We start from the raw sequence: 15,000 nt of genomic DNA, 5'->3' as shown, positions 1-15,000 counted from the left end.
AAATCTAGTGATACCTAACAGGTTTTGGAAACCTGTTAGGATAAAAACCTATAATCAATCAGATGTTCCTATGGAACATTATTATGGGACGTTTATTTTTTCATCAACGGATTTCATCCGTTGCTACCGATGAAATGTTCCTAGCGGAACATATATCGTTGCGAATTATTTAGCTATTTACTGGGGACTGAGGACTAATCACTAACGACTAATAACTATTTACTCACTTTATATTTCTCATTCGCCGTCAGCATTTCCCAATTATCAGTTCTAAATGGCGATGCTGGAAATTTTTCTTTATTAAAAAGATTAATTGTTGTATCGTCGTCTGCCCAGCCGTAATGCACTGCAACGGGATTTTGAACATTATCGCTTGAAACGATTATTTTGTTGTCTTTAATGATCGCTTTCGCGGAATGAAAAACTTTGTCTGCACCAGCGATCTCGAAACCTTTTAATTCTTCATTATCTGAAGTTGATAATCCGCTGCCGATGTTATCGAAAGTAAGGATAATTTGGTTTCCTTTTATTTGTTGAGATTTATAAGTTGGTCCGCTGTGAACTTGTTTTTTGCCGTAAATATTATTCATCGCAATCGCTGCCAGACGCAAACCAATGTCTTGTTTGTTGGTTGGGTGAATGTCTTTTGCATTTCCAATATCGGTTGTTACGGCCATTCCAGTATTTGGCAATTTTAAAGTTTCAGATTGTGCTTCGCGAAGTTCTGCCCAACGGCTTCCTTTTTGGCTGTTTCCTCCAAATTCATCGAAAGTGGATAATTGAACAAAATAAAAAGGGAAATTACCTTGTTTGAATTTTGTTCTCCAATCGTTTATCATTAATGGAAATGACTTTTTGTATTCTGCCGCTCTCCAAACATTGGCTTCTCCTTGATACCATAAAACTCCCTGCATCGCATAAGGCACTAATGGATTTACCATCGCATTGTACAACAAGGAAGGATAACTGTTTGGCGAAACTTCAATTCTCACTTTTACTACGTTGAATTTCCAAAGTCCTTCTAACGGAAGACTCGAATCTTTAAAGTCGATTTTTAAATCTTGCGGATCGCCGTAAATTCCGCCGCCGCCGCTGTAATCTGTAATTCTTACTGCGATTACGTTTGTTCCTTCTTTAAGAACATTTGCTGGAATTTTGTAAATTCTTTTGGCATCCCAAAGATTGTTTGTTCCAATTTCTACTCCGTTTACAAAGGTTTTGTCTTCGTCGTCAACTTTTGCTAAATGTAAAGTAGCTTCTTTTTTGGCTTGTTCTGCTGTTAAAACAATGGTTTTTCGCATCCAGACAATTCCGTCGATATTGCTGATTTGCTGATTTTCCCAAAGTGAAGGCACTTTTATTTCTGGCCAGTTTTTATCTTGGTAATTTGCGTTTTTAAATTGATCTTCGTTTTCCATTGAAACATCAAAACCTTGTACCTTTTTCAGATTGTCTAAAACTGATTTTTTATAGGTTTCAAAAATGGCATTGATATCTACGGTTGGAACATCAGCAATCATGGCTTTAAAATCAGGACTATTTTCAAAAGCTTCACGGCTTGTCCAAGTTTCAACATTGGTTCCGCCCCAAGAAGTATTGATAATTCCGATTGGGATTTTTAATTCTGAATACAATTTTCTAGCGAAATAATATCCAACTGCTGTAAAGTTGCCTACATTTTCTTTATTTGCTACTTCCCATTTCCCTTGTTTTAAATCGTCTTTTGGAGTTCCGCTTAAATCTTGCGCAACGCCAAAATGACGAATCATTGGATAATCTGCACTGCTAATTTCTTTTTCAGAATTCATGGTTTTGAAAACCTGAAATTCCATATTCGATTGTCCGCTGCAAATCCAAACTTCGCCAACCAAAACATTTTTGATCGTGATTTTATTTTTTCCGATAATGAGTAATTCGAAAGGTCCACCGGCTTTTTCTGGACTTAAATTTACCGTCCATTTTCCGTTTTTATCGGCCGCTGTTTTCTTAATTTGTTTATTAAAATGAATTTCTATACTTTCATTTGCATCGGCAAAACCCCAAATCGGAATTTGCTTGTCTCTTTGCAAAACCATTCCGTCAGAGAATATTAAAGGCATCCTTACATTAGCGCTAGATATCGCACTAAATATCAATAAAATAAAAACTATTGATTTTTTCATATTTTCTAATTTAAATATTTTTGAACCACATAAGTGATATAAGAGATTTTAAGTTTTAAATTTATTCATTTCTAAAATTTACTTATATCACTTGCATGATTTAAAGACTTATTTCTATTGTAAACCTTCGATTAAAGCATTTAAAGCCTGTGTATCGAAGACGGTATTATTGCTTCTATTTATAATTCCAAAACCGTTATTTCCTGTACTTCCTTCGTCCCAATAAAAAGGTAATAATCCGTTTGCTTTTGCTGTTTTGACTACCGTTTTTAAATAATATGCTCTCGAATTTAAATGTAAAGTCAAAGCATCTCCTGTCAAAGTTGTTCTTCGAATTGCTCCAAATTCTCCTAAAAGAACTGGAATTCCTTTGTCTACAAATTGGGTTTTCATCAATTTGAAACTTTTCTCTAAATCAGCTTCTTCACCCCAACTTGCATTTCGTTCTGTATCTGTTGTTGAGTGAAAACCAACTCCCCAATAATAGAACATTTTACCCCAAGATTCGTCTTTGGTTAAACCAGCAAAATTCCACGGAGAATAATAATGTACTTCGACCATCATTCTGCCTGTAACTTTATCTACTGGCAATGTAGTCATTAATTTGTTTGTTTTTTCAATATCTGTAGTTGGACCTTGAACTACTAAAACACGAGTAGCGTTTTTCCCTCCTGTTGAACGAACGGCATCAATAAATGTTTGGTGATATGAAGTTAAAACTGCCATTTGTGCTGCATCTTCAACCGCTGGTTCGTTGGCGCTTGCAAAAAGTAAATGCTCATCGAAACCTCTTAAATGCGTTGCGATTTGTTCCCAAAAAGCTTTTTGTTTCGCATTATTTTCATCTTTTTTAGCTTCGGTAATATTGTTTTCCAGCCAGCCTCCATCCCAGTGAATATTGACCACAACATACATATCATTGTCAACACAATATTGTACCACTTCTTTTACTCTATCCAGCCATTCAGTTTTGATTTTTGCTGTTGCTGCATTTTCAAGATTCTGATTCCAAGAACACGGAATTCTGATCGCATTAAATCCGTTTGCTTTTACAGCATCAATTAAGGCTTTTGTCACTTTTGGATTTCCCCAAGCGGTTTCGCCTCCAGTTGCTTCTAAAGTATTTCCGATATTCCAACCTAATTTAATTTTTGCTGCCAATTCAACTGCAGAACTTCCCATTCCTGATGCATCGGCTGCAATTGGATTAGTGTTATAACTTGGATATAAACTTCCTGCTGCTTGAGAAACTGAAATTGCCTCAGAAGCAAGTTCACCGCCACTTAGTGTAATAACTGCATTTCGCAGAGCCGTAGTCGTATTTTCTAAAGCAGTAATTTTTACTACTGTTTGTCCCGATGTTCCAGTAGTCTGACTTAATTTTATCCAACTGGCAGAATTACTCAAAGTCCAAGTGACGCCATTAGAATTAATCGTTATTTCAATTGTATTTTCTTTGCTTTCAAAATCAATTTTGCTTGTAGTAGAAGAAAGCGTTTTTATAGTTGGAGGAGTCTCTTCTTTATCTGAACTGCAAGCTAAAACTCCTAAAAAAGCAAAGCACAGTATAAAGCTCAAGACATAATCTTTGATTGTTTTTTTCATTTGGTTTGGTTTAAGTTAAGTGTAAGTCTTTAAAATCAACGCCAGCTTTTTATGGGCTGGCGTTGAGAGTTTGGTTATTTTATAGCAACAACAATTTATTTAACTGTTACCTGAATTTCTTTTTTGATGTCTCTAGAAGAAGTTCCTACTTTAATAGTATATTTTCCTGGCTCAACTGTCCATTTTTTAGCAGCAACATCGTAATATGCTAATTCTTTTACTGGAACTTTAATGGTTACATTTTCTGAACCTCCAGCTTTAACAGCAACTTTTTTGAAACCTTTTAATTCTTGTGCTGCACGTGTAATTTTAGAATCTGATTTCGCAGTATATAATTGAACTACTTCTTTTCCGTCTACTTTTCCAGTATTTTTAACTTCAACAGAAACTTCAATTACATCAGTTTGAGCATATGAATCTTTATTCGATTTTGCATTATCAAGCGCGAAAGTCGTGTATGATAATCCGTAACCGAAAGGATATAATGGCGCTACGTTTTTAGTATCAAACCAACGGTATCCAATCAAAAGTCCTTCAGCGTAATTTACTGTTTTATCTCCAGGGAAACTGTTTGTTGCGTGTGCAGGAGAATCTTTTAATTGTTTAGGCATTGTCCAAGGTAATTTTCCTGACGGATTTACTTTTCCTAAAATAACATCTGCCAAAGCATTTCCTCCTTCAGATCCGTTAAACCAACTCCACACTAAAGCTGAAGTTTTTTGGCTCACTTCATTAATATCAAATGGAGCACCAGCAACCATAACTACAATAGTTTTTGGATTAACAGCCAATACTTGTTTGATTAATTCTTCTTGTCCAAATGGCAAGTGTAAATCTCTACGGTCTGAAGCTTCTGTTTCGTAATCACGGTTTGAACCCGCAAAAATAATCGCCACATCAGAGTTTTTAGCTGCTTCTACTGCTTCTTTAACTTTTGCTGGATCTAGTTCATCGATTGTAACCGGTCCATTAGCCGTAATATTTCCTAAATTTCCTCTGTTCTTCTTATCGTAACGCTCTAAATATCCTTCAGCATAATTAATTTTAATTGATGCAGGAAGTCTGTTTTTAAGACCTTCAAGAGGTGTAACTTCTCTTTTTGTTTTTACTCCAGCTCCAAATCCGCCAAGAGCATTTTTCTTTGTCGCATTGTTTCCAATCACTGCAATAGATTTTACTCCATCCAATTTTAACGGTAATGCATTGTTTTCGTTTTTCAACAATACAATTGCTTCAGCGGCAATTTTGTAGGCATCTTGGTAATGTGCTTCGGTTGCAATGCTTCCTTTTGCACGCTCGCCTCCGCCCATTGCTTTCACTTGGAATAAAACTCTTAAAATACGTTTTACATGCAAATCAATTTCTTTCTCAGAAACTTCTCCAGATTTAACTGCAGCGATTAATTTATCGGCCAAGAAAAATTCATTGAAAGGTTTTGGTGTTCCCATTTCAATATCTAAACCACTTTTCAAAGTTTTTGCTGTAGAATGAACCGCAGCCCAGTCTGAAACTACAACGCCTTTAAATCCCCATTCGTCACGAAGGATTTTATTCAGCATATAATCATTTTCACATAAATATTCCCCTCTGAATTTATTGTAAGCACCCATAATACTGTATGCTTTTGCTTCTTTAACCGAAGCTTCAAAAGCTGGAAGATAAATTTCGCGAAGTGTACGTTCATCAATTTGTACATCTACAAAATCGCGATTCGTTTCCTGATTGTTTGCTGCATAATGTTTTACACACGCCATTACATCTTTTTCTTGTAGACCTACAATCAAAGGCACCGCGATTTTTTTATTCAAAAATGGGTCTTCAGACATATATTCGTACGTTCTTCCTCCAAGCGGTGTTCTTACCATATTGATAGCTGGCGAAAGCAACATGTCTTTGTCTCTTGCACGTAATTCTTCTCCTAAACTGGTTCCGAAAGTATGCGCCATTTCAGCATTCCAAGTTGCTGCCAAAGCACCTCCCGCTGGATAATAGGTTGCAAAATCGTTTGTCCATCCGGCTGGAGCCCAATTATCTCTTGAGATTTCTTCACGAACTCCCAACGGACCGTCGGCCATTTTTAATTCTGGAATTCCTAAACGTTTTACACCTGCATTGGCAAACATGCTGTTTCCGTGAAGCATTCCAATTTTTTCTTCTAATGTCATTTGCGAAATCAATTTGTCGATTTCGGCATCGTGATCTGTGCTTATTTCTTTTCCAACGTATTCTTCGGTTTGCGCCGAATTTGAAGCTAAAGTTTGCGCATCATTTTTACAAGAAGTAAACAATGCAAAAACCAAAGCCGATGAAAGGAATATCATTTTGTTTTTCATAGATAGTTAGGTGTTTTTTGATTTAAAGATTTTTGATTCCTCACAAATCATCTTTAAATACCGTTAATACTATTTTTATGTTTGTGGTTTTCTCTTTATTATTGTTTAATTAAATTCAGCATTACAACATCATTTTCGTTGATTTTAAATTCTCTGCTGAAAGTTCCTTTTGCGTCAATTGTAATTTTTTCTGTTGAAATTGGCGCGCCGTTATTTTTTTCTTTTATGGAATTGACTTGCTCACGTGTTAACTGACTTGGTTTTTTCATCGACAGATAATCTGCGTAAGCGTCGTTTACTTTATAACCAACTTTGTAAATTTCTAAAAGATATTTTCCTTTCTGTATTCCGTCAATCTCCACTTTTACTTTTCCTTTTTCTTTTGATGGAAGATCCTGAATGTAATAAGTTTGGTTCCAAACTTTATCGCCGGGATGTGTATTCGTAAAATCCCATAATAAAACTTGTACATCGCCTTTTGCATTTTTGGAAGTCCAAGAAGCTTTATCACTGTTTTGAAGTTCTGTTTCTCCTAATTTATTCATTAAATAATAAGAGAAATATGCTGGCTTTTTAATTCCCTGCGTATTCAACAATCCGAAACCGCCGTGAAAAGGCGTGAATCTTGGTCCTGGTTCTTCAAAAACATCGGTAAAAACCCAATATGACATGGAGTTTGCCGCATTTCCAACTTGCTTGAGTTTTTGCAGAATGTAAGCTGCCGAATGATAACTGTCGTGAATTGGATCTGCTGGTGTATAAGAAGAACTCCACTCTGTGTAATGCAATTCTAAATTTGGTTTAGCCGAATTGGTAATCTGCTTACGCGAATTTATAACATCTCCGTTTACACTGTTTACATCTGGACTCAAAACTGTTCCAGAAGTTCCGAATTCATCCAAATATCCTTGGTTTACACCATAAGTATGTGTTGAGATAAAATCTAGGGGCACATTATTTTTAAAACAAAAATCAATTGTTTCCGGAACCCATCCAGCGCCTGCCGTTGCGGGTCCGCCGACTTTATATAATGGATTCACGGCTTTTACACCGCGAGCTGCATAATCATATAATTTGAAATAATCTTCCTGAGTTCCTGTCCAAAATCCTGGAGATAAATTCGGTTCGTTCCAAACTTCAAAGTACCATGTTTTTACTTCTTCGTCTCCGTAACGTTCCTTAAAATGTGCGGTTAGGTTTTTCACTAAATCTTCCCATTTTTTATAATCTTTCGGAGGCGTAACATTGCCGCGCCACCAAAAAATAGTTTCTTTTCCGCTTGCCAAAGCATTCGGCATAAAACCTAATTCAACAAACGGTTTCATTTTTAGACTCACAATATAATCGAACAAAACGTCTACATATTGGTAATTGTATTCTGGATTCCCTTTATTGTCTTCACGATAAACCGCCATATCATCCGACAATAAACCATGAAAACGGATGTATTTAAAATCACATTCTTTTTTCACCAATGCCAATTGCTGTTGCCAATCTGCACGAAGTCCTTCGTTTGCTCTTCCCGCACCGATGCATTCTTTGAACATGGTATTTAATTTTCCTGCTTCTTTTTTGAAATCTACTTTTATAATTCTGTTTTGAGAATCAGCGTTTGTTGTTTGTGCAAATGATTTAAAACTTGCCAAACCAACAAAAACAAATAGTATAATTAGACTTTTTTTCATGTTTAAGTTTTATTCTTTTACAATTATTTAGCTGAAATTTTCTTTTTCAGAAGTATGTTATCTGAAGAATTTCCTATCTGGATTTCGATTGTGTTTTTTTCAAGTTCGAACACTTGTTTAGCTGTATTCCAATATTCTAAATCTTTTGCTTTTACAATCAAATCAACATTTTTGGTTTCTCCAGCTTTAAAGAAAACTCTCTTAAATGCTTTCAATTCTTTTTCTGGCCGTTCCACTTTCGATTCTAATTGTTTTACGTAAAGCTGAACTACTTCGTCACCATCTTTATTTCCTGTATTTGTGATGGAAACTGTAACTTTTAATTCTTCATTTTTCGAAATAGTTTCAGAACTCGTTTCAATCGAATTGTATTTGAAAGTCGTATAACTTAATCCGTGACCAAAAGCATATAATGGTTTCTTTTTAAAATACATATAGGTTCTTCCATTTCGAATGTTATAATCCAATAATTCCGGAAGATCGGTAATATCTCTTACCCAAGTTTGCGTTAAACGTCCTGCAGGATTATAATCTCCAAATAAAACATCTGCCAATGCCGTTCCTGTTTCCTGACTATTCTGAGCCATGTGTACAATTGCTGGAACATTTTCCTGAGTCCAATTGATTGCATAAGGAAAACTGCTGATTAATGCGACCACCGTTTTCGGATTTGCCTGATAAACTACCTTGATCAAATCTTCTTGTTCTAAAGTTAGAGACTGGCGGTCAACCGCTTCTTTTCCTTCACTTGGAACTGGACAATTTGCCCATCCAGCATTACAAACAGGGTGATTTCCAACAATGACAATTACAAAATCTGCTTTTTTTGCTATTGTTGCTGCTTTTCCGTCAATGTTATTTTTTGCGACTAAAACTTCGACATTATTCCCCAGCTTCTTTTTTATTCCTTCCAAAGGTGTAATAACATAAGGAGGCGTTCCGCTGTACCAGTCTAAAAGCACTTCATCAGCCCGAGGTCCAATAACGGCAACTGTTTTTATTTTTTCCTTTTGCAAGGGCAAAAATCCCTTTTCATTTTTCAATAAAACAATAGATTTTTGAGTTGCCTCTAAAGCGATTTTCTTGTGCGCTTCTGTTTTCCAAGGATCGATTGTATCTTTATCTTTTCCGATTTTCGAATATGGATTTTCTTCTGAAGCATCAAGCATTCCAAGTTTTATCATTACTCGGTAATTTCCACGCAAAACTTCATCAAGATCTTTTTCTTTCAAATATCCATTAGAAAGAGCACCATAAATACCATCTATAAATTCATCCAAAAATTGGTTAATACCCGCTTTTACAACTGCAGCCGCTCCTAAATATTTATCTGCATAATATTTATGATCTGAAAGAAGCAATTTAAAAGCACCTCCATCGGTACAAATAATACCATTTTGGCCCCATTCTTTCTGCGTAATATTTTTAAGCATCGGATGTACCATTGCTGGAATTCCATTTACTTTGTTATACGCCGCCATATAAGCACGTGAGCCTCCTTCCACAACTCCCATTTGAAAAGGAAGTGCGTAATATTCTCTCCAGAGTCTTTCATCAAAATCAGATGATGTATAGATTCTTCCGTCTTCATTGCTGTTTGCCAAAAAATGCTTCATCAACGAAGCCGTTTGCCAGTATTTGGAGTTATTTCCTTGTAAGCCTTTTACAAAAGCAACTGTCATAATTCCGTTAAAAAAAGCATCTTCTCCGTAACTTTCTTCAGTACGTCCCCAGCGCGGATCTCTTGCAATATCTGCATTTGGAGCACGAACTACTAGTCCACCTCGATTGTATTTTTGCAAAGCAAAACGGGTTTCATAGCCTTCAACATTTGCAACTTTTTGAAGAAGTTCAACATCCCAAGTTTCTCCTAAACCATACGCTTGAGGGAAAGTGGTTGTTGTTAATGGCTTTTTATTTTTTCCTCCCCATTCACCTGGTCCGCCCAAAGCCAATCCATGTAATCCCTCTACATGACCTGTACCAATAAGTCCTAATCTTTTTACTGACGGATTTGTGCTTAGAGCCTGAACTTTTTCATCCAGCGTCATCAAAGACAGCAAATTGTCAATACGCTTTTCAGTATCTAAACTCGGATCCTGAAAAGGATATTGCTTTTGCTGTGATAACATCAAATTAGCAGATAAAAGAAAAAAGATATAAAGAATACTGTTTTTCATTTTTTGGAAGAAGGACTAATTTTTTTGGGTTGTGTTTTATAATACCTAACAGGTTTTAAAAACCTGTTAGAATATTCAAATCTCATCGTTGCGTAACGAAACCCGACAGGTTTTAAAAACCTGTCGGATTTTAGAAATTAATAATTACAATTTTTTAAATCTCACTGCTCCACCACCAGCTCCGCCTAATTTCAATTGTAATTTATCTGAAGCTTTTACTGTTTTCTTAGAAATTGCCACTGCTTCTGGATTATGCGTTTGATCTGTTCCTTCAGCATCTACATAAATCTGAGCTTCATAGGTTGCATTTGGATCTAAGAATGATAATGAAACCTCAACATTTCTTGGTTTTTCGTTGGTCAAAGTTCCTAAATACCAATCAGCGCTGTTTCTGTCTTTTCTTGCTGTTGTGATGTACTCGCCAATTTTTCCTTCTAAGATTTTAGTGTCTTCCCAATCTGTTGGAACGTCTTTTAAGAATTGTAAAGCTGGTTTTCCTTCATAATTTTCTGGAAGATCGGCTAACATTTGAATTGGAGAATAAATTGTAACATACAATGCCAATTGCTGTCCAACTGTTCCCTGAATTCTTTTTCCTGGATAGCCCTGTTTTACCTCAACATCAAAAATTCCAGGTGTAAAATCCATTGGTCCAGAAAGCAATCTTGTAAACGGAATAATACTTAAATGGTTTGGCGGATTTCCTTCGCTCCAAGCGTTATATTCTTGTCCACGCGCTGCTTCTCTCGAAACCATGTTTGGGAAAGTTCTTCTTTCTCCAGTATCTTTTATTGATTCGTGGTATAAAACCGCTAAATCGTATTGTGCTGCCTTTTCTAAAATGTATCTGAAATAATTTACTCCAAACTGTCCGAAGTGCATTTGTTTCATATTCAATTTAGAACCTACGTGACCGATTTTTACGGTATGGATTCCCAATTTTTTGTATAAAGCAAAACCTTCGTCAACTTCTTTTAAGTAGTTAATTAAGTTTGAACCTGTTTCGTGATATCCGATTAATTCCATGTTCTTTTTCTTTCCGTATTCAACCACTTTTTCTAAGTCGAAATTGTCTGCACTTTTTGTGAAACTGAACATGTGCATACGGTTTTCATACCAACCCGGTGTCCAGCCTTTATTCCAGCCTTCAATCAATAAATGGTTGAAACCTTCTTTTGCTGTAAAGTCGATATATGTTTCAGCATTTTTAGTTGTTGCGCCTTGTTTGTCGCTTTCCCAGAAAGTATATTTTCCAATGTGCATTCCCCACCAGATTCCTAAATACTTGTATGGTTTAAAATAGCTGTTTGTATTTTTTAATTTGTTTGGTTCATTTAAATTTAAAACCAAATAAGAAGTAATCAATTCACCTGGATTTTCTCCAATTTGAAGTGTTCTCCAAGAAGAAGTGAAAGTATCTTTTACACGAACTTTAACTCCGTCAGGCCAAGGCACCAAATCCGATTTTAGTTCTGTTCCTTTATTATTCACTAAAGTCATACTTGCAAAATCGATCAAGTTTGCTTCGTGAAAACTTAAAGCCAATCCGCTTTTGCTTTCAATTGTTAATGGCGTTAAAACGGTATCCAAAGTACTTACTGGCGCATCTTTAAAAAGATATTCGTCACGGTTTTCTCTGTTTGCGGGAATCCACCAAGCTTTTCCGTCTTCTTTTAAGTTAAAAGTTGTTTTTTCATCCATGATGAAAATACTGTCTTTTACATTTTGTTTTGGATACACATATCTAAAAGCAACTCCATCATCAAAAGCACGAAACTGAATTTGTAATTTTCTTTTGTTTCCTGTTTTTTGCTGTAAATCGACTACCAATTGATTGTAGTGATTTCTGATATTTTTCTTTTCTCCCCAAACTTGTTCCCAAGTTTCGTCAAACGTAGAAGTTTTTGCTCCTTTAATTTCAAAATTTGAACTTAAGTCTTCGTTTCCTTTCAATACAAATCCCATATCTGACGGAGAAATTACTTCAGTTTTTCCGTGAGAAACTGCATATTTTGGAGCATTTTTTACTAACTCAAATTTGATTTTGTTTTTTCCGTCTGGCGATGCCAATTCGTAAGCGTTTTTCGTTTTTTGACTGTAGCCTATTGCTATTGAAAACAATACGGCTGGGAGAATTAGATAGTTTTTCATGTTTTTTGGTATTATTTTTTTTGCCACAGATTAAAAGGATTTTTTTGTTTGCGGATTTTTTTCTCGCAGATTTGGCAGATTTTTGCAGATTTATTTTAATCTTTTTAATCCTTTAATCTGTGGCTTAAACTTTTTTAAACACATAGAATCATAACTCATTGGAAACTTAAAAAAAGGCGTTTCACTTGTTTAAACAAACATAGTTTCTATGTGTGAGAAACTAGTTTCTTTCCATTTTCCTTTTATTCACAAACAAAAACCTATGTTTCTATGTGTTTAAATATTTATTTTTTGCCACGAATTGCACCAATTATCACCAATTCAATTCGTGGAAATTCGTGTAATTAGTGGCTAACTTTTTTATTTTGCCCACTCGGTTTTAAAAGTGGTTTTTCCGTTTAATGGATTTGCAACTACATCGAAATTATTTCCATTTTTAGTAACTTTTATTTCTTGTACTGCGTCACCTTCTGGTAAAAATACTTTGGCTGTTGCCGAAGTAGTTTTATCGCTTGCGTAAACTTTCAAAGTCAATTTACTCCAATCCATATCTTTTGTAGACTGCGCTAAACCGATGTGTGGAATTGCAGTTCCATCTTTAATTAAAACGATAATTGGCACCTCGCCCGCTTTGATTTTATGCCAGCCTGACTGATACACTTTTTTAGTTTGATAATCGATCCAAGTTCCTTCTGGAAGATAAACGTCTCTTTCTTCAACCTCTTCAAAAAGCGGTGCAACCAACATACTCGAACCAAATAAATATTGATTATCTACTAACCAAGCTCCCGGATCGTTTGGATATTCTACAAAAAGAGCGCGCATCATTGGCAATCCTTTTTGAGAACTTTCTTTTGCTTGTGCGTAGATATATGGCATTAATTCGTAACGCATATTATCTGCTTTTCTAAATCCTTCTAAGAATTCTTTGCTGTACAACCAAGGTTCGCGAGGTGGTTCTCCGTGGCTTCTTACGTGCGAAGTAAACATTCCAAATGGTGTCCATCTTCTGTAAATATTCTCAGGAGATTTTGTTGCGAAACCTCCAACATCATGACTCCAGAAACTGAATCCGCTTAAACCTAATGAAAGTCCGCCGCGTAATTCTGCTGACATTGCTCCGTTTGAAGTTTCAGAATCTCCTCCCCAATGTAAAGGGTAACGCTGTGATCCTGCCCAAGTACTTCTTGCCCAAATTAAAGTGTATCCTTTTTCTTTTTGAGTGATTTCTGCAACAGCTTTATTGTAACGTAACGGATATAAATTGTGCTCATAGAAACCAGTTCTTCCAGAATGGTAAATTCCGTCTGGCGGTGCCGCTTCTCCAAAATCTACTTTGAAAACTGCAACGCCTTCATCAAATAATTTTTTCAATTTTCCTTGGTACCAAGTTACCGTTTCTGGATTTGAGAAATCTAAAACAGCGTCTTCGTACGGAAGATTTCCTTTTCTATCTCTTACCGCTAAGTTTTTATCCATGATTTCTGGGAACAAAGTATTCTTTGGCGTGAAATAAGGTAATTGCCATAAACAAACTTGGAAACCGTCTTTCTTTAAATCAGACATCATTTTTGTGGCATCTGGGAAACGAGATTTTGCAAACTCATAATTGCTTCTCCAATCTACATCAAACCAGCCTGTATCGAAGTGAATTACGTCTGTTGGGATTTTATATTTACGTAAATCTCTTGCTACTTCTCTTCCTTCTTTTTCAGAGAAATAAGTGATTCTACTCATCCAGAAACCGAAAGACCAAAGTGGCGGCATTGCAGCTTTTCCAGTCAAATTCGTGTATTGGTCTAAGATATCTTTTGGTTCTCCAATAAAGAAAAATAAATCTGCTTCGTCATCTCCAATGTACATTTCGTTGGCACTTGAAAAGTATTTCCCGAAGTCCACTGTAATTGGTGTTGAATGGTGCATGAAAACTCCGTAACCACGGCTGCTCATGTAAAACGGAATCGGTTTGTACATCGTTTCGTTTTGGATTCCATTTGCGTCATCCGTCCATAAAACTACTTTTTGTCCGCGTTTGTTGAATTGGGTAAATGATTCACCACAACCAAATATTTTTTCGTCTGGTTCTAAGCTGAAAGCTGCACCCATACTTCTTGAATAATCGCTGTTTCTGCGAACATAAGAAAACGGAAGTGTCGGCGTGTATGTATTTTTAAAATCGGTATCGTGAAGTGTGCTTGTCAGCAATTTTCCTTTTTCATCGTAGATTTTTACGTGCCAAGGTTTTGTCAAAATTTCAACTCTTCCGTGTTTACTTGTATAACTGTGACCGCCTTCAATTTTAGCATATTTCCATAATTCAGGATGATTTGGCGCAACGCCGTCAACCAACATTAAAGATGTTGCCTGTGGATGAAATTGCGGTCCAGAAGTCGTTTTGATTCTAACTGTTCTGTCTGAAACAAACTGAATTTCGAATGGCAAAACAGGAGATTCTGCATATTCTGTTGTTGGAAATTCGTTTGCTTTTTCAACATCTGGTTTCATCATCATGTTGTTGAAAGCCTGACGTGTTTTATAATTGTATCTCAAATATTTGATGGTTCCTTTTCCCGTTGCAGGATCAAAAGAAGCCAATTCGTCGGCAAAATAAAAAGTGTTCAGATAGTTCTGAAAATCTTTACTGATATCTATTGGAGCATTTAATACATCTGCATTTTGAATTTGAGCATTAGCATTTGGAACTGCTAAAAATCCAAACATAAGAGCAGAAAATAATGCGGTTAGTTTTGAGTTTTTCATTGGTTAATAATCTAGATGTTAGTTTATCCTAACAGGTTTCCAAAACCTGTTAGGTATTTATTTTTTTTAATATCTTAATTAAATATATTGATACCTAACAGGTTTTGGAAACCTGTTAGGATAG

General features: G+C 35.8%; 7 protein-coding genes. All 7 read right to left on the bottom strand.

Annotation, left to right across the window (positions count from 1 at the left end; genetic code table 11):
• Window positions 1–215 precede the first annotated feature (215 nt).
• Window positions 216–2,162: a sialate O-acetylesterase gene (locus V6624_RS11155; RefSeq protein ID WP_111287364.1), complete on the bottom strand. Its 1,947-nt coding sequence runs from the start codon at window positions 2,160–2,162 to the stop codon at window positions 216–218.
• A gap of 114 nt (window positions 2,163–2,276) precedes the next feature.
• Window positions 2,277–3,767, bottom strand: a complete 1,491-nt coding sequence (locus V6624_RS11150) for a cellulase family glycosylhydrolase (RefSeq protein WP_111287366.1) — start codon at window positions 3,765–3,767, stop codon at window positions 2,277–2,279.
• Between the two features lie 95 nt (window positions 3,768–3,862).
• A complete protein-coding gene (locus V6624_RS11145; RefSeq protein WP_338841788.1) occupies window positions 3,863–6,100 on the bottom strand; it encodes a glycoside hydrolase family 3 C-terminal domain-containing protein in 2,238 nt (745 codons plus the stop codon).
• 98 nt (window positions 6,101–6,198) lie between these two features.
• Window positions 6,199–7,785, bottom strand: a complete 1,587-nt coding sequence (locus V6624_RS11140; protein WP_338841787.1) for a GH39 family glycosyl hydrolase — start codon at window positions 7,783–7,785, stop codon at window positions 6,199–6,201.
• A 23-nt stretch (window positions 7,786–7,808) separates the two neighbouring features.
• Window positions 7,809–9,965 carry a glycoside hydrolase family 3 C-terminal domain-containing protein gene (locus V6624_RS11135; RefSeq protein ID WP_338841786.1) on the bottom strand — a complete coding sequence of 719 codons (2,157 nt, stop codon included), beginning with the start codon at window positions 9,963–9,965 and terminating at the stop codon, window positions 7,809–7,811.
• 144 nt (window positions 9,966–10,109) lie between these two features.
• Complete coding sequence (locus tag V6624_RS11130; protein WP_338841785.1) at window positions 10,110–12,116, bottom strand: glycoside hydrolase family 97 protein; 2,007 nt, start codon at window positions 12,114–12,116, stop codon at window positions 10,110–10,112.
• Window positions 12,117–12,476: 360 nt separating this feature from the next.
• Entirely contained in the window at window positions 12,477–14,876 is a 2,400-nt protein-coding gene (locus V6624_RS11125; protein WP_338841784.1) for an alpha-xylosidase, read from the bottom strand.
• Between the last annotated feature and the right edge of the window lie 124 nt (window positions 14,877–15,000).

Origin of the sequence: Flavobacterium ginsenosidimutans, from assembly GCF_037478105.1 — a bacterium.
GTDB lineage: Bacteria > Bacteroidota > Bacteroidia > Flavobacteriales > Flavobacteriaceae > Flavobacterium > Flavobacterium ginsenosidimutans.
The sequence above is the reverse complement of the archived record's forward strand: the minus strand, read 5'-3'. Positions and strand labels throughout refer to the sequence as shown.

Excerpts from the sequence above, each read along its gene's own strand:
- V6624_RS11135 (WP_338841786.1), bottom strand. The coding sequence starts at position 9,965 with ATGAAAAACAGTATTCTTTATATCTTTTTTCTTTTATCTGCTAATTTG.
- V6624_RS11155 (WP_111287364.1), bottom strand. The coding sequence starts at position 2,162 with ATGAAAAAATCAATAGTTTTTATTTTATTGATATTTAGTGCGATATCT.
- V6624_RS11145 (WP_338841788.1), bottom strand. The coding sequence starts at position 6,100 with ATGAAAAACAAAATGATATTCCTTTCATCGGCTTTGGTTTTTGCATTG.
- V6624_RS11130 (WP_338841785.1), bottom strand. The coding sequence starts at position 12,116 with ATGAAAAACTATCTAATTCTCCCAGCCGTATTGTTTTCAATAGCAATA.
- V6624_RS11150 (WP_111287366.1), bottom strand. The coding sequence starts at position 3,767 with ATGAAAAAAACAATCAAAGATTATGTCTTGAGCTTTATACTGTGCTTT.
- V6624_RS11125 (WP_338841784.1), bottom strand. The coding sequence starts at position 14,876 with ATGAAAAACTCAAAACTAACCGCATTATTTTCTGCTCTTATGTTTGGA.
- V6624_RS11140 (WP_338841787.1), bottom strand. The coding sequence starts at position 7,785 with ATGAAAAAAAGTCTAATTATACTATTTGTTTTTGTTGGTTTGGCAAGT.